The sequence below is a fragment of the Pradoshia sp. Z3_51 genome, assembly GCF_058215915.1.
In genome coordinates, this window is the sequence record NZ_JBZAJC010000004.1 from 101,235 (window position 1) to 121,101 (window position 19,867).

Sequence of the window (19,867 nt, forward strand, 5' to 3'; positions counted from 1 at the left end):
GTAGTCTCACGAAATTTCAACGATTCTTTTCCTTTTTAGTAACCAACAGTGACCTACAGAACCATATTCCTTAAAAGTCGTATATGACATTGCTTATCAATCAGAAAGCAGCAGATAGTAGCCTTATTATACAAAAAACTGCAGACAAAATTCCAAACGGAATTTTATCTGCAGTCTGAATTGATCCTTATAGGGAAAAAAACGAATAATATGTTCTATGCTTTAGCTGTTTTACTAAGTGAGTTTTGCAGCCAATTTTTACCCTCAACCAGGCGAGCTACAAGCATTGCACATACTGTGTTTCCGGTTGAGTTCAATAAGGTTGCAGGAATATCAATAATAGTGCTGATTACAGCGATAATTGGCAGCACCTCTGGTGAGAAACCAAATACAGAAAGAATGAGCATTTCTCCTATCATACCGCCGCCAGGTATAGCTCCCATGACAGCTCCGACAAGGAAGGAAACAGCAAGAATACTTAAAATGCTTGATACACTTGTCATGTCTTTGCCGAAGAGGCTGAATAGAAAGACAATCTTCAAAACTCCTCCAAAGACAGATCCATCTTTATGTGTATTGGCACCAAGAGGGATGACAGTCTCAGCAATATCGTCTGGAACTCCGATTCTTTTAGTAGCTTCCAGGTTGATAGGTATACAAGCAGCACTTGAGCATGTTGCTATAGCAGTTACGGATGGAGGAAGGGCATTCTTCCAAAATACATTGATACCATTTTTGCCTGCTGCTATATAAGCATATAAAGTAAAGAAACCAAAGAAGTAGATGATACTTAAAATCATATACAGAGCAAATGAACGGGCATATCCTTCAAGAATTTGCGGCCCAAGCTCTCCAATAATTGTGGCAAAATAACAGCCTAATCCGATAGGGGCATAGTACATGATAATTTTGACAACCTTCATTAATACTTCAGTTGCTGAGCTCATCAATTGTGCAACAGGCCGACCTTTTTCCCCAGCCATAGCTGTAGCCAATCCAACTAATACGGAAAATACGATTAATTGTAATATATGATTTTTGGATAAGAGCTCTGAGAAATCACTTACTGTAAAAGTGTTAACTAACTGGCCCAGGAAAGAAATTTCTTCTGTTTCAACCACTTCAGTGTTTGACATTAATTCTTTAATGGATGATACATCGGAATCCCCAATTGGATTCATAAAAGTTGTACCGATAAAGCCGAGTACCGCCGCAATAAGAGCGGTTGTGAAGAACACGATGACAATACTGCCCATGATTTTTCCGAGACGCTTCATCTCGCTCATATTTGCAATAGCGGAGGTGATACTGAAAAATACAAGCGGAACGATAATCATGAATAATAAGTTCAGAAATAAATCCCCGAATGGCTTAATAACTGCTATATCGGGACCGATCAGATAACCGGCTACCCCACCAATCGCGATTGCCAGCAGTAAGATGATGGAACCTTTATAATTTAAAAAGATTTGTTTCACTATTTTCACTGCCTCTCAATAATTAGTACTATAAGCATACTTGACTATTTTACCACATTCTATGAAAATATTGCTTAAAACATGGTAAAAAGTGCTCTTAAACAGGAGGAATATCATGCATGAATTCAATAGATGGCAATCAGAGAGAAGGGGAATCCTAAATCAGGAAATAAAAGTCTTTCACATTAAAGACCAAATAGTGAATGAATTCGAATATCATTATCATGATTTTAATAAAATCATCATCTTTATTAAAGGAAACGTCACTTATATGATAGAAGGAAAGGCTTATAAACTGAAGCCGTGGGATTTGCTCATCATAGGGCATGGACAAATCCATAAGCCTATTATTGATCCAACGGAAGAATATGAGCGTTTTATCATTTGGTTCGACCCAGCTATGGTTTCCAAACATAGCAGAGAAAATAGCAATTTATTGATGTGTTTTGATTTGGCTGCCCGTCGTGAAATTAATCTAATACGGATTACAGATAAGCCACTTGAAAAAATCAAAAGCATTGTTCAGGAATTAATAGAGACTGAACGGGAGGCTGCTTTTGGAGATGATATTTTAAAATCGGCTCTGTTAATGCAATTGCTGATTATTATTAATCGTATTTTTATTCATGATGAAGCAGCAGCGCATTCACAGGATATCCTTTTTGATAAAAATATAACAGAAGTCTTAACGTATATTAATCAACATTTAAATGAGGATCTTTCTATACAGGTATTAGCATCAAAATGTTTTTTGAGTAAGTATCATTTAATGAGAAAGTTTAAATCCTATACAGGGTACACGCTGCATCAGTATATCCTGCAGAAGAGATTATATCTAGCAAAATCGATGCTCTCGAAGGGGGAATCCATGACACATATTTCCCAAAGTGCAGGTTTTAATGATTATTCAACCTTTGTAAGGGCCTTTAAAAAGGAGTTTGGGCTGTCACCGAGGGAGTATTTAAAAGCAAGTAATTATGAATAAAAACCGATTCCATTTCAAATCAACATGACAAAGGACCGTGTATGACCACGGTCCTTCAGTGTTTATAGCCTTAGATTTTAAAGGAACTCTTCAGAGATACAATTAAGTTGAAGATTAAATGTTCAGCTGTTGTATCCTTAGGGTCAACATTAAAGTACCCATGACGGAAGAATTGGAATTTCTCATTAGGTTGAACATCTTTCATATTTGGCTCAACAAAGCCGTTTTCAATAATTAATGAGTTCGGGTTTACATGATCAAGAAAGCTTCCGTCTTCCTCTGCTTCTTCGTCAAGAATAAGCGGCTCATATAAGCGGAATTCAGCTGGAACAGCTTGTGTAGCTTCAACCCAGTGAATAGTTCCCTTTACTTTACGTCCAGTGAAACCAGATCCACTCTTTGTTTCAGGGTCATAGGTACAACGAAGCTCTATCACATTGCCTTCCTCATCTTTAATAACTTCTTCACATTTGATGAAGTAAGCATGCTTCAGACGCACTTCATTTCCAGGGAATAGTCGGAAATATTTTTTTGGAGGATTCTCCATGAAGTCCTCTTGCTCAATATAGATTTCTCTTGAGAATGGAATTTGGCGAGTTCCCATCTCAGGATTTTCTGGATTGATTTCTGCATCAAGCATTTCAACTTGTCCTTCCGGATAGTTGGTGATAACCACTTTTAATGGTTTTAAGACTCCCATCGTTCTTGGTGCTTTCAATTTCAAATCTTCTCTTACGAAGTGCTCGAGCATTTTCTCATCCACAATTCCGCTTGTTTTAGCGACACCAATTTCTCGGCAGAAATTACGAATTGCTTCTGGAGTATAGCCTCTTCTTCGCAGACCGGAAATAGTAGGCATTCTTGGGTCGTCCCAGCCATCTACAAGGCCTTCCTCAACCAATTGTTTTAGCTTACGTTTACTCATAACGGTATTTGTTAAATTTAAACGGCCAAACTCATACTGTCTTGGTGTGCTTTCCATCTCACATTCTTTAATAACCCAGTCGTAAAGCGGACGCTGGTCTTCAAACTCCAACGTACAAATGGAGTGAGTGACGCCCTCAATAGCATCCTCAATTGGATGGGCGAAAGCATACATAGGATAGATACACCATTTATCACCAGTATTATGGTGAGTTGCATGAGCGATTCGGTAAATAACCGGGTCGCGCAAATTAATGTTTGGTGAACTCATATCAATTTTGGCACGAAGTACCTTTTCTCCATTGCCGAATTCTCCATTACGCATACGCTTAAATAGCTCTATATTTTCTTCTACAGAGCGGTTACGGTAGGGACTCTCTTTACCTGGTTCAGTTAAAGAACCACGATATTCGCGGATTTCGTCTGCGCTTAAATCGTCCACATAAGCCAATCCTTTTTCAATTAAAAGAATTGCGCGATTATACATTTCTTCAAAGTAATCAGAGGCAAAGAAGAGGTTGTCCCAATCAAATCCAAGCCATTTGACATCTTCTTTAATAGATTCTACATACTCCATATCTTCTTTCAACGGATTTGTATCATCAAAACGTAGATTTGTTTTTCCTTTAAATTCATCAGCAAGTTCAAAATTTAAAACGATAGATTTTGCATGTCCAATATGCAAATAACCATTTGGTTCAGGAGGGAAACGAGTAATAATTTGATCTGTTTTACCTGATTTTATATCATCAATAACGATGTTACGAATAAAATTTGACGTATTGTGCTCCACCATCTTCAACCTCTTTCGCATAAACTAGTAGTTTCATTCTAATGGAAATAATCACATGTCGCAAGAAGCCTAAAAATAATTACATTTCACTATTTGTGCGTTCTTCTAATATAGTAATTTTATTGTTTATATGTAGTATAACTGTATTTCCTCCTGCCAATACATCATAATGCTTAAAAATATAGCCCGGAACAAGTCATCCGGACTATAATAATTCATTTTACTTATTGTTTATGTGGCAACATCTTTAACGGCAGTTGGAATAAAGTTGACAATTCCTAAACAATCGGGCTACCGGCCAAAATAGACACCTTGCAGGCACGGTAATGACTACACCACCGGCACCAGTGGAGCCTGGTGTGTAGGTATATATTCCATTAAATAAAAAATGGCTTTACACGGAGAGACCTCTTTATTATGGGAGGAACCTCTCCTTTATTGATAATCATCGTTTGGCATATGTATAATAAGAATCATACAAGTATGTGTTTAGTTAGGAGAAATTAATGAATACAAATGATTCAATAGTCAATGAGTTAATAAATGGATTAAAAAAACAATGGGAATTATCCGGATTCAAAGAAGCAACTACAGTTCAGAAGGAGACCTTTGGTCCTATATATGAAGGAAAAGATGTTTTGGCAGAATCGCCGACAGGAACAGGAAAGACACTTGCTTATGTCCTGCCAATCTTAAATAAAATAAAAGCAGACGAACAAAAAGTACAGGCTGTTATTCTTGCTCCTTCAAGAGAGCTTGTTATGCAAATTTTTGAAGTTGTACAAGCATGGTCAAAAGAAACAGGTATTACGGCTGCTTCGTTTATCGGCGGTGCTAATCCGAAGCGTCAATTGGAAAAGCTGAAAAAGCATCCGCATGTTGTCATCGGAACACCAGGCAGACTAGAAGAACTGATTAAGCAGAAAAAGCTAAAGATGCATGAAGTGAAAACAATTGTGCTGGATGAAGGGGACCAACTAATGATCCCTGAGCATTTGCCAACTATTGGGACAATTATTAAAAGTACTATGAGAGACCGTCAGATAGTTTTGTTTTCAGCTACTTTGCCGGCTGGGTTAGAGGAAGAAGCCGAGCAATGGATGAATGACCCTGTTAAAGTACGGGTTAAAAAGGAAGATACCGTTCAATCAAAGGTGGATCATATTTATTTTGTCACTGAGGCGCGTGATAAAATAAATATTCTTGAAAAATTAGTTAAAATGCCTGAAATGCGTGCATTGGTTTTTGGAAAGGACATCGGAAATTTGGATGTGATGGCTTCAAAGCTTCGTTTCAAGGGAGTAGATTTAGGAGTTATTCATGGCGATTCCAAGAAAATAGAAAGAGAAGCGGCTATACGTGAGTTTCGTAGGCAGGAGTCAACTATATTACTTGCTACAGATGTGGCAGCAAGGGGCTTGGACATTAAAGGGCTGCCATTTGTAATCCATGTGGATTTCCCTGAAACGATTGCTCAATATGTGCATCGTTCAGGTAGGACTGGACGCCAGGGAGAAAGTGGAACGGTTATTTCAATTGTAACGGCTCGTGAAGAACGTGAATTAAAGAAATACGCTCGGGAACTGCATATTGAAGTTCAGAAAAAGGAACTGTTTAAAGGTAAAATTGTAGATCAGAGACCTGTATATAATCAAAATTCAAAGTCTATAAAGAAGAAACCGAATCCTAAAAGGTATAAAAAATAAAGAATGAAATGGGCTGGCTCTAATTAGAGTTCAGCCTTTTTTATTATAGGAAAACAGCATGCATAAATAATTAAAGTTGGTAAAAACTAGGGGCAGAAAATAAAGAAGGAGTGAAAATACTAATGAAAAAAATGTCTCTCTTGTTGATAATGGCATGTGTTTTGAGCTTTACCTCAATTGGTATATCCAATACCGTCGTACATGCGGCAGAAAATGGCGATAATCAAACAAAGCAAACAAGGCCAACTTTAACGGAACAACAGAAAGCAGAGCTTGCTGCGATGCATAAAGAAGTGATGGAAAAGGAAAAGGCTATTGTTGAAAAGTATGTTGAATTCGGTGTGATGTCTAAGCAGAATGCTGATATGTTAAAGAATCATATGGATAAAAGATTTGAAAGAATACAGGCAAACGGATATATTCCTCCACATCCTTTTGGAGGTACCCACCCTGGTAAGCCGCCGCATGAAAACAGTCCTGGGACTGAATCTAACGAATAATAAAGCATGAATAACCTCTAAGGAATAGAATTCTTTAGAGGTATTTTTATTTTTGAGTAATTATAGAAGAAAAGATAGTAGGGCATTAAAAAAGGCTTTTTATCCTACTATTCAAATTCACGTAGATGTAATAAATTTTAGATAAATTTTAGAATTTTTAATTTTATGCTTTCATAAGTTAATGAATCGGTTATAATGAGAATGTACTTTTATGCAACCGATTGCACAAACAGTAGAAGCCTATATATATTCTATTAAATAAATAATTGAGGGAAGATGGAAAGGGGTATTATATGAAAAGACTGTTCTCAATAGATCCGTGGAAAATTATTGAAGAAGAGTTACATAAAGAGGATTTTAGACTTGCTGAAAGTATGACAAGTCTTGGAAACGGGCATATGGGGTTAAGAGGTAATTTTGAAGAAACCTATACAGGTGATAGTCATAGAGGGACATATGTGGCAGGCGTTTGGTTTCCGGATAAAACCAGGGTTGGATGGTGGAAAAACGGTTATCCCGATTACTTTGGTAAAGTGATCAATACCATTAATTTTATCGGAATTCGTGTTTTTATTGGTGAGGAGGAAATTGACCTTAATAAAGTGGAAATGAGTAATTACCGCCGTGAACTCGATATGAAAAATGGTGTTCTTACGAGAAGCTTTACGGTCTCACAAGCTGGTAAAGAAACAGCTGTTGAGGTAGTACGCTATTTATCAATTGCAGAGAAGCAACTAGCGGTGATCAAGTATGCGGTTACACCAATTAACCATGATAGTGTGATTACCTTTATTCCTTATTTAGATGGTGAAGTTCGCAATGAAGATTCCAACTATGAAGAAGACTTCTGGAATTATATTTCCTCCAGCTCATCTGAGCTCATGGGTAATTTGGTTATGCAAACAAATGAAAACCCTTTCGGAACAGACAGATTTACAGTCTCTGCGACGATGGGTCTTGAAATCAATGGCAACACGGCCGATATCAAACCGTTCCAACACGAAGAATATGTAGATAATAAAATTGAAATTCCAACTGAAGAAGGTAAGACTGTTACGTTAACTAAATATGTGGGCATTACAACAGACCGTGATCATGCTTCAGAATTTTTAAGTGAAAAGGGTCTGGAAATTGTTAATACAGCTATGCAACAAGGCTATGAAGCTTGCTTAAAGGCACATTGCGATCGATGGGCAGAGCGCTGGGAGTTAGCAGACGTCCAAATTGATGGAGATATTGAAGCACAACAGGGAATCCGTTTTAATTTATTTCAGCTGTTTTCAACCTATTATGGAGAAGATGCCCGATTAAACATCGGACCTAAGGGATTCACAGGCGAGAAATATGGTGGTGCAACGTATTGGGATACTGAAGCATATGCGATTCCATTATATTTGGCAGCAGCTCAGCCTGAAGTGGCTCGCAATCTCTTAATCTATCGTCATAACCAGCTCGAAGGAGCCTATCTCAATGCTGAGAGACAAGGATTAAAAGGAGCATTATATCCAATGGTCACTTTCACAGGAGTGGAGTGCCATAATGAGTGGGAAATTACCTTTGAAGAAATCCACCGTAATGCAGCTATTGCCTATGCTATTTATAATTATGTGAATTATACAGGAGATAAGAGTTACCTTAACGAATATGGCATAGATGTGCTGGTCGGGATTTCGCGCTTTTGGGCAGACCGCGTCCATTATAATAAAATGAAAGATCAATATATGATTCATGGAGTAACCGGTCCAAATGAATACGAAAATAACGTCAATAATAACTGGTATACGAATACAATGGCAGCCTGGACTTTACGTTACACCCTTGAAGTTATTGGATATTTAAAAGAGAACGGGCATGAAGCGAGATTTTCAGATTTATATATGACAGACGATGAATTAAATAAATGGCAGGATATCATTGATAAAATGTACTATCCATTTGATGAGGAGAATCAAGTGTTTATTCAGCATGATACATTTATGGATAAGGATTTAATGCCTGCTTCGCAATTAAAGCCAGAAGACCGCCCGCTAAATCAAAAATGGTCCTGGGATAAAATTCTGCGCAGCTGCTTTATCAAGCAGGCGGATGTCCTGCAAGGGATTTATTTCCTGAATAATGAATATACACGTGAGGAAAAACGCCGAAACTTTGAATTCTATGAGCCAATGACCGTACATGAATCCTCTCTGTCTCCATGCATTCATGCGATACTTGCTGCTGAACTTGGACTGGAAGATAAAGCATATGAGATGTATACCAGAACAGCAAGGCTGGATCTGGATAACTATAACAATGACACGGAGGATGGCCTTCATATTACAAGTATGACAGGCTCCTGGTTAGGGATTGTACAAGGTTTTGCTGGCATGAAAACATTTAATGAGGAGCTGTCGTTTGCACCATTTATTCCGGCAGCATGGGACCGTTATAGCTTTAATATCAATTATAGAGATCATCATTTAACTATTGAAGTGAATAAAAACGAAGTGAGTATTTCACAAACTGGCCCGGTAATGAAACTCAAGGTTTACGACAGTGAATTTGAGTTGCCTGCTGATGGTGTTGTAAAAATACCGCTAATGAAGGAGGACACGGTCGCGTGAGTAAGGAATTAAAAGCGTTTATCTTTGATTTGGATGGTGTTATTACGGATACAGCAGAATATCATTATCTTGCCTGGAAACAGCTTGCCAGTGAATTGGGAATTGAGTTTACCAGAGCGGATAATGAAAGATTAAAGGGAATTTCTCGAATGGAATCCCTTGAAATCATTCTGGAAATTGGGAATAAGCAATCTTCCTATACGGTTGAAGAAAAAGAAAAACTGGCTGCGCAGAAAAATGAGCATTATATGGAGCTAATCAAGCAAATTACACCAAATGATAGTTTACCTGGCATTAAACAGCTATTGCTTGATATAAAAGCTGCCGGCTATAAGCTGGGTCTTGCTTCTGTTAGCAAAAACGCGCCGGCTGTGATGAACTCCTTACAGCTCAGTGACCAGTTTGATTATATGGTTGATGCGCGTACAATTAAGAGGGGTAAACCGGATCCGGAAATTTTCTTAAAAGCCGCTGAAAAGCTTGGTGTCCCTGCTGATGAATGCATTGGGATTGAGGACGCAGAAGCAGGAGTTGAAGCCATTAAGAGTGCTGGCATGTTTGCGGTCGGAATAGGCTCTAAAGAACAACTGGCTAAAGCGGATCTCCTATACAGCAATACATCTTACCTATCGCTGGATGAATTAATAAAGGAATATCAAAACTAAGCAATTTAAGTGCGTCCCAATTTTGGGGCGCTTTTTTTACTCTTTTTATTCCTAAGTAGCAATTAAATACTTCCTCGTTAGCCTGTATTCTAAAAGATGGATATTACTACATAACATTGCTAATGAAATCCAGGGAGTGCTCCTGCAGGCCACTGCCAGAACCGCGAAAAGGGAGTAAATGGAGCTGCCTTACTTTAATAAAGCCTCTTTATAAAGCGTTTTAGATTAAAAAATCAAACAAGTCACTATATTTGTAATGTTACTTAATTTTTGATAATATCATAATTAAGTAACATTATAGTTAGGGGGTATTTCCTTGGAATACGTTGATCCCATAAAGGATATCCGCAAGATTACCGCAATAAAAAGGATTCTTAAAAAGCAATCCTTGCGTGATCTACTATTATTTGTTTTTGGAATTAATACTGGTCTCCGTGTCAGTGAACTGCTCTCTTTACGGGTGGGTGATATCTGGGAAGGCGGGAAGTTCAAGGAGTTCCTTTATATAAAAGATGCAAAGACTTCGGAAGAGAGGGCTTTTTACCTCAATCAAAATGTGAGAGAAGCTGCGAAACATTATTTAGAAACCTTTGATTTCTCTACGGATGATTATTTATTCAAATCCAAAAAAAATCAGCAGCCTATCTCAAGGCAACAGGCATACAGGATTATTAATTGTGCGGCTAAGGAAGTGGGGATACCGGGAAAAATCGGAACCCATACGTTACGGAAGACATTCGGTTATCATGCCTATCGAAAAGGGATTGCTATTTCAATCCTGATGAACATTTATCATCATCATAGTCCTGGTGAAACATTACGGTATTTGGGAATCGACAAAAATGAAAAACTTCCTGTCAAAGTTGATGTGAATCTATAGGTATAACAGACTCCAGTTTCCTTAGAAAAGAAAAAACCCCCACATTTTTTTGTGGAGGTGTCACATCATAAAGTTTCTTTGACATAGTTATCAGTCACGGTTACTTGCAGTGTTTTTTGGTTTTTCATAAATTTAAAGATACCAGTATTGAAATCAGTACCGATTTCTTTAAAGAAGATACCCTCAAATTCACTTTTCTTTGTATGTTCAAAGCTCAGCCGATAATGATTGTCTTCTTTTTCGAGATAGGCACGTACGCCTTTTTCGTAAAGGCCGTCTGGATCATCTCTCAATGCCCGGGCGACGGATATTATATGAATGTCAACAAATGGAATATCTCGCAACAAAGTATTTATAATCGAACCTTTAGCAATCTGTTCCCAACGGCTTTGTGCTGTTTGACCAAGGATGATCTGTGAAATTTGTTTTTCACGTGCGACATCCGCTATTACTTTTGCAAACGGTCGTTTCTCATTATCTTTCAAAATGAATTCCTCTGCTTCCAATTCCTCGGCGAGCTGACGCCATCTCTCAATACTTTCGGATTTCTCAGCGTCTAGTTCATCAAAAGGACTTGGGTCCACTGTCAAGATATATAGGGGACAATCCAACATGTTGGCGATTTTACTGCCACGCTGGATCAAGCGATCACCATTGGGGCCGTAATAGACACACACAAGGATGCTTTCGTCCATTCGGCTTTTGCATTTTTTCATTAAAAGTTCACCTCTAAATAGATGGTAGTTCATTGGACTATTACGAATATAGCCCATGCCAGATTTTCAGTCAATTATTATTACACAAAATAGAGTAAATATTTCTAATATAAAAAGGGTCCGTTGGATATATCGTCACTTTTGTGTGTGCGTACAGTATTCTATGATGAAGGGAGCGCGAGGACATGATTAATTTAATGATTTTATTACCGTTTTTCTTTGCGGTTCTGATACCTTTCCTCTATAGTATGTTCAATAAAAAATTACATATAGGCTGGTTTGTTCTTTTTTTGCCGGTCATCATCTTTATCTCCTTATTACAGTATATCCCAATTACAACGACTGGGAATACATTGACCAGTGAATTTAAATGGCTGCCATCATTCGGGATTAATTTCACAGCTTATGTCGACGGATTGTCCCTCTTATTCGGTTTGTTAATCACAGGTGTCGGATCGCTTGTCATTTTGTACTCGATTTTCTATATGTCCAGGGCTCGGGAGGAGCTGCATAACTTTTATGTATATCTGATGTTGTTTATGGGGGCCATGCTTGGAGTCGTTTTCTCGGATAATGTTGTCGTCCTTTACGTGTTCTGGGAACTGACCAGTATTTCATCTTTCTTGTTGATTGCTTATTGGTACCAACGGAAAAAATCGAGAGAAGGAGCACGGAAGTCGATGCTAATCACCATTTTCGGTGGATTATCTATGTTGGCCGGGTTGTTGCTCCTTTCCATCATTACCGATACATATAGCATCCGTGAAATGATCTCCCAAGCTAAATCATTGCCGGAGAATGTCCTCTTTTTACCTGCGATGATTTTAATTTTACTGGGAGCTTTCACTAAATCAGCTCAGTTTCCGTTTAGTCTTTGGCTACCTGATGCGATGGAGGCACCGACACCAATCAGTGCTTACCTCCATTCGGCTACAATGGTCAAAGCCGGCATCTATTTGGTGGCTAGGTTAACCCCTTTGTTTGGCGGTGATGTAGTTTGGTTCTGGACGGTATCCTTGGTCGGAATTGTAACTTTATTATACGGATCCTGGAATGCAGTTCGTCAGAAAGATCTAAAGGCCTTGCTCGCTTATTCGACAATTAGTCAGCTCGGTTTGATCATGAGTCTACTAGGATTGGGGTCTGCTGCCATTTATTTTGGCTATGGCGATGAATCGAAAGTATATGCAATCGCTATTATGGCGGCTGTATTCCATTTGGTTAACCATTCAACCTTTAAGGGAAGTCTGTTCATGGTTGTCGGAATCATTGACCATGAGACAGGAACCCGGAATCTGCAAAGGCTGGGTGGGTTAATGAGCCTCATGCCGATTTCTTTCACGATCACTATGATTGGAAGTTTCTCTATGGCAGGATTACCGCCATTCAATGGCTTTTTGAGTAAAGAAATGTTTTTTACCGGCGTGGTGAATGCTTCAGGGATGGATATTTTCGGGATGGAAAAGTTCGGCATGATATTCCCTGTTGTTGCTTGGATAGCAAGTATCCTAACGTTCGTCTACTGTATGATTATGGTCTTTAAGACGTTCACTGGAGAACATAAACCTGAGATGCTGTCAAAGGCTGCTCATGAACCGCCCGTCGGTATGCTGATTCCGCCTGCTATATTGGCGATGTTTGTAGTCCTGATATTCTTCTTCCCCAACATTTTGGCAAAATACATTTTAGATCCTGCCCTTATATCAATCTTGCCGGATTATGAGGCAGCAGGAGGGTTGGGTAAGGAGATTAGTGCTTGGCATGGTTTTAATACAGAATTATTGATGACAATCGGTGTCGTATTAGTTGGCCTATTGCTATACAAGCTGCTGCCTAAGTGGATCAGGGTATTCAGCTGGTATCCGCAAAGCCTGACGTTTAACAATATATACAATGAGTCTTTGCTGCTTATGGAATCGATATCTGCTTATGCAACGAAGAAGTACATGACTGGATATACACGTGATTATCTAGTTTATATTTTTGCGTTTTTTATTTTCATTGTTGGTGGTTCTCTGTGGCTGTTCAACGGTTTTGCTTTCGATATGTCTAAGGATTCACCGGTGAGCATTTATGAAGCTGTGATGGTCATTGGTATGGTGGTGACCGCTTTAATCGCACTGTTTTCCCAGTATCGACTGACATCGATTATTGCTGTTGGTGCCCTTGGATATCTAGTGTCTATTCTTTTCGTTATTTTTCAGGCACCGGATCTGGCGCTGACGCAATTGGTTGTGGAAACAGTGACAGTCGCTTTATTCCTGCTGTGCTTCTATCATTTGCCAGAGTTTCGAAAAGAAGTAAGTAAAGTTCGTTTCAAATTCACCAATATGTTGATTTCAGTTGGAGTGGGGTTGACGGTAACACTATTGGCCCTTTCCGCCAATGGAACCCGTTTGTTTGAAACGATTTCTGGGTATTTCGAAGATTCCTATACGCTTGCCGGAGCTAAAAATATAGTGAACGCGACCTTGGTTGACTTCAGGGGACTTGATACGATGGTCGAAGTGGCGGTCCTGTGTATTGCGGGATTGGCTGTCTTTACATTAATCAAGGTCAATGTTACAGGGAGGGATAAAAAATGAAGCCTAATGATATTTTATTGACGGCCGTAACAAAAGTTGCAGTATTGATTATCCTCACCTTTTCCATTGATTTGTTCTTCTCGGGGCATCACAACCCTGGAGGAGGATTTATCGGAGGGTTGGGAATTGCCAGTGCACTTGTACTCATGTATTTGACGCTTGGGACGGAAGCGGTCAATAAGATTATTCCTGTGGATTTTAAAACAGTGGCAGCGATCGGTGTACTGATTGCAATTCTTACGGGTGTCGGTTCATTTCTGTTCGGTGTTCCCTTTCTTTCCCAAACGTATGGTTATGTAGATTTTCCGATTTTAGGTAAAACGGAACTAGCTACCGCTCTTATATTTGACACTGGTGTAGCGTTAGCTGTCATTGGTTCAGCTGTGACAATCATCCTGAGCATAAGTGAGGACCGATAATTATGGAAACAGTTATGTCTATACTTGTAGGTGTTTTTTTCACAATTGGAACCTATATGGTCCTATCCAAAAGCCTGCTGAGAATCATTCTTGGGACTTCGGTGATCGGCCACGCTGTCAATCTTTTAATCTTAACAATGGGGGGATTAAAGACCGGGGGTCCGCCATTGTTAGGATTGAAAAGCACTTCCTTTACAGACGGGCTGCCACAGGCGCTCATCCTGACAGCGATTGTTATTAACTTTGCAGTTACAGGTCTTTTTCTGGTGGTTGCCTATCGTAGTTACCGAGTCTTGGGAACTGACGATTTGAATGAATTAAGGGGAAATGAAGATGAATAATATAATCATTCTGCCGGTCATTATTCCGCTTATCGCGGGACTTATCATGGTCATATTCAGAAAAAACTTATATGCGCAAAGATCAATTGCTCTTCTGGCAATTCTAGCCACGGGAATGGTTTCAGTGCTAATGGCTATGAAAGTAAAGGTGGAGGGAATACAGGTTCTGCAGGCAGGGGGATGGGCGGCCCCTTATGGAATTAGCCTTGTCGCCGATATGTTTGCGGTCATTCTGTTGATTATAACGGCATTTGTGTCTTTCTGTTGTTTGCTTTACGCCTTTTACACAATTGGAAAGATAAGAGAGAAAAATTTCTTCTATCCATTGTTCCTGTTTATGATCAGCGGTGTGAACGGATCTTTTTTGACCGGAGATATCTTCAATCTATTTGTCTTTTTCGAACTGATGCTGATTTCCTCCTATGCATTGATTACACTTGGCGGGGAGAAAAAACAGCTCAGGGAATCAATCAAATATATATTGATTAATGTCATGTCATCCTTCTTTTTCCTTGTGTCCGTTGCCTACCTATATGCTGTAACAGGTACGTTGAATATGGCGCATCTGTCTGTCCGTGTTGCGGAAGCGGGACAAAATGGGCTGCTGACGACCGTTGCGATTTTACTGCTCATGGTTTTCAGCCTGAAGGCCGGTCTCTTGCTATTTCATTGGTTACCAGGATCATATAGTGTTCCACCTACAGCGGTGGCAGCAATCTTTGCGGCTTTGCTCACCAAGGTTGGAATTTATGCTATTTTCCGTATGTTTACATTGATTTTCTATCATCAACCGGAAATCACCCACTTGTTGATCGGAATCCTAGGGGCAGCGACAATGTTACTCGGAGCAATCGGTGCGGTCTCGAGATGGGATATAGAAGGAATTTTGACCTACAATGTTATCATTTCTGTCGGTTTGATTATGGCCGGACTTGCTGCTTTCACCACAGGCAGCATCACAGGTTCCATTTTTTATCTTGTGCATGACATCAATGTGAAAGCACTGATTTTTCTAATCGGCGGTACAGTTATTTACCTAACTGGCACTGCTAAATTAAAGGAAATCAGCGGCTTGATCCGGACTCATCCGTTTCTTGGCTGGATGTTCTTTGTCGCAGCCTTGGCGTTGGCAGGTATCCCACCTTTCAGTGGTTTCCTCGGGAAGATGCTGATTACAAAAGGTACCTTTGAAGCCGGAGATTATTGGCTGGGGGCAATTGGATTACTATCAAGCTTGTTAGTGCTATATTCTGTTATGAAAATCTTCATGAATGCATTCTGGGGTGAGACAAACCTAAGTGAAGAAATGGAGAAAGGGACAACAAGAGGGGTTATTATACCAATTACGCTTTTGACGGCTGCAACAATTTTTCTGGGATTGGGTGGAGAAATAATCTCATCTTATATCCAGTTGGCTGCCGAAGGCTTGATGAACCCTGATTTATATATCGATGCGGTTTTAGGAGAATAGTAGCTAGTCTATAAACAAAAAGGGGTGGTCGTTGTGCCCGTTCAAGTCTTGCTTAATATATTCATTGGTTTCTTATGGATGCTCTTGCAGGATAAATGGAGTTTCCCTTCGTTCTTTGCCGGATATCTAGTGGGAATCGTTATTTTGTTTTTTGTGCGTCGCTTTTTCAATAAATCCTTCTACATGGGGACATTTCTCTCTATATTAAAGTTGCTATTTGTATTTCTTAAAGAGCTCGTTTCTTCTACGGTGCTTGTTCTGAGGCAGGTCACACGTAAAAAAATAGATGTTCAGCCGGCGGTTTTTGCCTTAAAGACAGATCTGAATGGAGATTGGGAAATACCAATGTTGGCTTTGCTATTATCGCTGACACCAGGCTCCGTGGTATTGGAGATTTCGCCGGACAACAAAACATTCTATATTCATGCCATGGACTACAAAGAATCTAAACAAGCGATTATTCAGGCAAAAATGAGCTTTGAAAAGGCGATTAAGGAGGTTACACGATAATGTTTGAAAAAGCCATGACTGTAGCGCTATTCATTTTAACGTTATCCATTCTCATTTCCATCTATCGCCTCTATAAAGGTCCATCCATGCCAGACAGGGTTATGGCACTGGATTCAATTGGAATCCACTTAATTTCAGGTGTGGCTATTTTTTCTGTACTGTTCAAATCCCATGCCTTCTTGGACATCATATTGTTGTTAGGGATCCTTTCTTTTATCGGGACTATCGCGTTTGCGAGATTCATAGAAAGGGGTGTGGTCATTGAACGTGGAAATGATAAGTGAGTGGATTGCTGCTGTCTGTATTCTTACGGGGACAATCTTAACCCTTCTAAGTGGTGTTGGGCTGATTAGGCTTCCGGATGTTTATACACGATCCCATGCAGCATCAAAAAGTACAACACTTGGAGTACTATTCATCCTTCTGGGAGCATTTCTGTTTTTTTTAATTGGTGAAGGATATGTTAGTATACGGTTGCTTCTCGGAATATTCTTTGTATTCCTGACTGCTCCGGTAGCAGGCCATATCATCTGCCGGGCAGCTTATCGCTCAAACGTAAAACTTACCGACCGGACAGTCCGTGATGATTTGAAGAAATTATTGAAGTCTAAATGAAAGATAGTTGAACTGCCCACTAAAGGTTAGACTAAATCTAACTTTTATAGGGCAGTTTTAATTTGGAAAAAAAGCGATAGGATGTCTATTCAATTCAAACATTGAAACTATGGTATATTGACAGTACATAGTTAGTAAAGGAGTTTAGAAATATGGCAAAAAGTGTAGTCATTGCTGAAAAACCTTCCGTTGCCCGTGATATTGCGAATGTACTGAAATGTACAAAGAAGGGTAATGGATTTTTCGAAGGAAACAAATATATAGTTACTTGGGCATTAGGGCATTTAGTCACTTTAGCTGATCCTGAAGCTTATGATAATAAATATAAAACATGGAATCTAGAAGATCTTCCTATGCTTCCAGAACGTATGAAATTAGTTGTCATTAAACAAACTGGAAAACAGTTTAATGTTGTAAAAGCACAATTAAGTCGCGGTGATGTGAATGAAATAATTGTGGCTACTGATGCGGGAAGGGAAGGAGAATTAGTTGCACGTTGGATTATTGATAAAGCAAAAGTCAATAAGCCAATCAAGCGCCTATGGATATCTTCTGTAACAGATAAAGCGATAAAAGACGGATTTAATAACTTAAAACCTGGCAAATCGTATGAAAATTTATATGCTTCCGCAGTAGCACGCTCAGAAGCAGACTGGTATATCGGTTTAAATGCAAGTCGTGCATTAACAACTAAATTTAATGCACAATTAAATTGTGGTCGTGTCCAAACACCAACAGTTGCTATGGTAGCAGCACGTGAAGATGAAATCAAAAACTTTAAACCGCAAACTTATTATGGAATTGAAGCGCAAGCTGCTGGGCTTAAATTAACATGGCAAGATGTGAATGGTAATAGCCGCAGCTTTAATAAAGAAAAAATAGATGCAATTGTTAAATCGCTTGGATATAAAGAGGCGAATGTAGTTTCTATTGAACGCAAAGCAAAGAAAAACTTTGCACCTGCCTTATATGATTTAACAGAACTTCAACGTGATGCTAATAAGATCTTTGGCTATTCAGCTAAAGAAACACTGAATATTATGCAGAAACTATATGAACAACATAAAGTACTAACATATCCACGTACTGATTCACGCTATATATCATCTGATATTGTCAGCACCATTCCAGAGCGCTTAAAGGCAATCGGCGGTAATGAGTATCGTAAGTTAGTAAATAAGATTATAAATAAGCCTATTAAGGCGACGAAGGCCTTTGTTGACGACAGTAAAGTCAGCGACCACCATGCCATCATTCCAACGGAAGGCTTCGTTAACTATGCTGCCTTTAATGATAAGGAACGTAAAATTTATGATTTGGTAGTGAAACGGTTCCTCGCTGTTCTATTTCCGGCCCATGAATTCGAGCAATTAACAGTCCATGCGAAGATTGGCCCAGAGTCCTTTATCGCCCGTGGTAAAACAGTGATTCAGCCAGGCTGGAAGGAAGTCTATAACAATCGTTTTGAGGAAGAGGAATCTGGCGATGAGGTGAAGGAACAGTTACTTCCGAAAATCAATAAGGGTGACAAATTAGCAATTACGATCATATCGCAAACTTCAGGTCAAACTAAGCCGCCTGCGCGTTTTACAGAGGCTACTTTACTGTCAGCGATGGAAAACCCTACGAAGTACATGGAAACAAAGGATAAGAAGCTTGTAGATACGATAAAGATAACTGGCGGGCTTGGTACAGTTGCAACCCGTGCAGATATTATAGATAAATTATTCAATTCATTCTTAATCGAAAAACGTGGTGGAAAAGATATATATATTACTTCTAAAGGACGCCAGTTACTTGATTTAGTACCGGAAGAATTGAAGTCGCCAACCACAACAGCAGAGTGGGAACAAAAACTTGAGCTAATCGCTAAAGGGAAAATGAAAAAGGCTGTATTCATTAATGAGATGAAAGAGCATACAAAAGAAATTGTGGCAGAAATTAAAGCCAGCAATAAAAAGTATAAGCACGACAATATCTCCACAAAATCCTGCCCAGAATGCGGGAAACCTATGTTGGAAGTAAATGGAAAGAAAGGCAAAATGCTTGTTTGCCAAGATCGCGAATGTGGTCATAGAAAGAACGTGTCACGTGTCACTAATGCACGATGCCCTCAATGTAAAAAGAAAATGGAACTCCGTGGCGAAGGTCAGGGACAAATATTTACCTGTAAATGTGGATACCGTGAAAAATTATCTGCTTTTGAAGAGAGGCGTAAAAAAGAGTCTGGCGGAAAAGTGGATAAACGAACTGTACAAAAGTACTTGAAACAACAAGAAAAGGAAACGGAGCCTATCAACAATCCATTTGCTGATTTATTAAAAGGAATGAAATTTGACTAGAGAATTAAGTTGATTTTTCAAAGTCAAAAATGCCTATCCTAATTTCAGAGGATAGGCGTTTTTGTTAAAAATCAGGGACTGATGAAGATTAAGTGGTACCAGTTGAATTAACGAGCCTTTATGAAGAAGCAGTTCAAAAGTTTCATTTTGTATTGATAAAGAAGATGCAAACTATATTTTTACCCTATATTGGAATAAACATCACATTTTGGATTAGTTTGATTTGTTTAAATTGTTTGTTAATTAGGAAACTGTATGTTACAATAAAACAGCAAAAAGGTTTGAAGATCAAAAAAATTTTTACAGTCTTTAAGTACATGCTTAGACAGAAAAG

General features: G+C 39.0%; 17 protein-coding genes. 14 read left to right on the plus strand and 3 right to left on the minus strand.

Features of this window, described 5'->3' with window-relative positions; all coding sequences use genetic code 11:
* Positions 1-215: 215 nt before the first annotated feature.
* The gene (locus tag AC4BHA_RS09855; RefSeq protein WP_373925486.1) at positions 216-1,481 is read right to left on the minus strand and encodes a dicarboxylate/amino acid:cation symporter; all 1,266 of its coding nucleotides are present in this window, start codon (positions 1,479-1,481) and stop codon (positions 216-218) included.
* Positions 1,482-1,593: 112 nt separating this feature from the next.
* Between AC4BHA_RS09855 and AC4BHA_RS09860 the strand changes: the two genes are divergently transcribed.
* Complete coding sequence (locus tag AC4BHA_RS09860; protein WP_139892056.1) at positions 1,594-2,463, plus strand: AraC family transcriptional regulator; 870 nt, start codon at positions 1,594-1,596, stop codon at positions 2,461-2,463.
* Positions 2,464-2,533: 70 nt separating this feature from the next.
* Here AC4BHA_RS09860 and AC4BHA_RS09865 read toward each other — a convergent pair whose 3' ends face one another.
* Positions 2,534-4,183: a glutamine--tRNA ligase/YqeY domain fusion protein gene (locus AC4BHA_RS09865; protein ID WP_490558504.1), complete on the minus strand. Its 1,650-nt coding sequence runs from the start codon at positions 4,181-4,183 to the stop codon at positions 2,534-2,536.
* 503 nt (positions 4,184-4,686) lie between these two features.
* Between AC4BHA_RS09865 and AC4BHA_RS09870 the strand changes: the two genes are divergently transcribed.
* The 5 genes from AC4BHA_RS09870 to AC4BHA_RS09890 all read left to right on the plus strand — a co-directional run bounded on the left by AC4BHA_RS09870 (position 4,687) and on the right by AC4BHA_RS09890 (position 10,534).
* The gene (locus AC4BHA_RS09870; protein ID WP_066109507.1) at positions 4,687-5,886 is read left to right on the plus strand and encodes a DEAD/DEAH box helicase; all 1,200 of its coding nucleotides are present in this window, start codon (positions 4,687-4,689) and stop codon (positions 5,884-5,886) included.
* A 122-nt stretch (positions 5,887-6,008) separates the two neighbouring features.
* On the plus strand, positions 6,009-6,386 hold the full coding sequence (locus tag AC4BHA_RS09875) for a YckD family protein (protein WP_066109504.1): 378 nt from the start codon (positions 6,009-6,011) through the stop codon (positions 6,384-6,386).
* A gap of 293 nt (positions 6,387-6,679) precedes the next feature.
* The gene (locus AC4BHA_RS09880) at positions 6,680-8,989 is read left to right on the plus strand and encodes a glycoside hydrolase family 65 protein (RefSeq protein WP_066109503.1); all 2,310 of its coding nucleotides are present in this window, start codon (positions 6,680-6,682) and stop codon (positions 8,987-8,989) included.
* The gene (gene pgmB, locus AC4BHA_RS09885) at positions 8,986-9,654 is read left to right on the plus strand and encodes a beta-phosphoglucomutase (RefSeq protein ID WP_066109500.1); all 669 of its coding nucleotides are present in this window, start codon (positions 8,986-8,988) and stop codon (positions 9,652-9,654) included. The genes AC4BHA_RS09880 and pgmB overlap by 4 nt, the downstream gene beginning before the upstream one ends.
* A 316-nt stretch (positions 9,655-9,970) precedes the next feature.
* Positions 9,971-10,534 carry a site-specific integrase gene (locus AC4BHA_RS09890; RefSeq protein WP_066109497.1) on the plus strand — a complete coding sequence of 188 codons (564 nt, stop codon included), beginning with the start codon at positions 9,971-9,973 and terminating at the stop codon, positions 10,532-10,534.
* A gap of 65 nt (positions 10,535-10,599) precedes the next feature.
* Here the strand turns inward: AC4BHA_RS09890 and AC4BHA_RS09895 are convergent, their stop codons facing one another.
* The gene (locus AC4BHA_RS09895; RefSeq protein ID WP_066109492.1) at positions 10,600-11,250 is read right to left on the minus strand and encodes a universal stress protein; all 651 of its coding nucleotides are present in this window, start codon (positions 11,248-11,250) and stop codon (positions 10,600-10,602) included.
* A gap of 185 nt (positions 11,251-11,435) precedes the next feature.
* On the opposite strand from AC4BHA_RS09895, the gene AC4BHA_RS09900 reads away from it, so the two are divergent.
* From AC4BHA_RS09900 to AC4BHA_RS09935, 8 genes are all read left to right on the plus strand, one after another.
* Complete coding sequence (locus tag AC4BHA_RS09900; protein ID WP_490558505.1) at positions 11,436-13,835, plus strand: Na+/H+ antiporter subunit A; 2,400 nt, start codon at positions 11,436-11,438, stop codon at positions 13,833-13,835.
* Positions 13,832-14,254 (plus strand): Na(+)/H(+) antiporter subunit B, encoded by a 423-nt coding sequence (locus tag AC4BHA_RS09905; RefSeq protein WP_066109486.1) that lies wholly within the window; start codon positions 13,832-13,834, stop codon positions 14,252-14,254. The genes AC4BHA_RS09900 and AC4BHA_RS09905 overlap by 4 nt, the downstream gene beginning before the upstream one ends.
* 2 nt (positions 14,255-14,256) lie before the next feature.
* Entirely contained in the window at positions 14,257-14,595 is a 339-nt protein-coding gene (locus AC4BHA_RS09910; RefSeq protein WP_066109482.1) for a Na(+)/H(+) antiporter subunit C, read from the plus strand.
* On the plus strand, positions 14,588-16,066 hold the full coding sequence (locus tag AC4BHA_RS09915; protein WP_066109479.1) for a Na+/H+ antiporter subunit D: 1,479 nt from the start codon (positions 14,588-14,590) through the stop codon (positions 16,064-16,066). The genes AC4BHA_RS09910 and AC4BHA_RS09915 overlap by 8 nt, the downstream gene beginning before the upstream one ends.
* Before the next feature lie 33 nt (positions 16,067-16,099).
* On the plus strand, positions 16,100-16,576 hold the full coding sequence (locus AC4BHA_RS09920; RefSeq protein WP_139892062.1) for a Na+/H+ antiporter subunit E: 477 nt from the start codon (positions 16,100-16,102) through the stop codon (positions 16,574-16,576).
* Positions 16,576-16,860: a Na(+)/H(+) antiporter subunit F1 gene (locus AC4BHA_RS09925; RefSeq protein ID WP_066109471.1), complete on the plus strand. Its 285-nt coding sequence runs from the start codon at positions 16,576-16,578 to the stop codon at positions 16,858-16,860. Before AC4BHA_RS09920 ends, AC4BHA_RS09925 begins: the two co-directional genes overlap by 1 nt.
* Complete coding sequence (gene mnhG / locus AC4BHA_RS09930; RefSeq protein ID WP_217491087.1) at positions 16,838-17,191, plus strand: monovalent cation/H(+) antiporter subunit G; 354 nt, start codon at positions 16,838-16,840, stop codon at positions 17,189-17,191. Before AC4BHA_RS09925 ends, mnhG begins: the two co-directional genes overlap by 23 nt.
* Before the next feature lie 152 nt (positions 17,192-17,343).
* Positions 17,344-19,533 carry a DNA topoisomerase III gene (locus AC4BHA_RS09935; protein ID WP_490558506.1) on the plus strand — a complete coding sequence of 730 codons (2,190 nt, stop codon included), beginning with the start codon at positions 17,344-17,346 and terminating at the stop codon, positions 19,531-19,533.
* Positions 19,534-19,867: the final 334 nt, after the last annotated feature.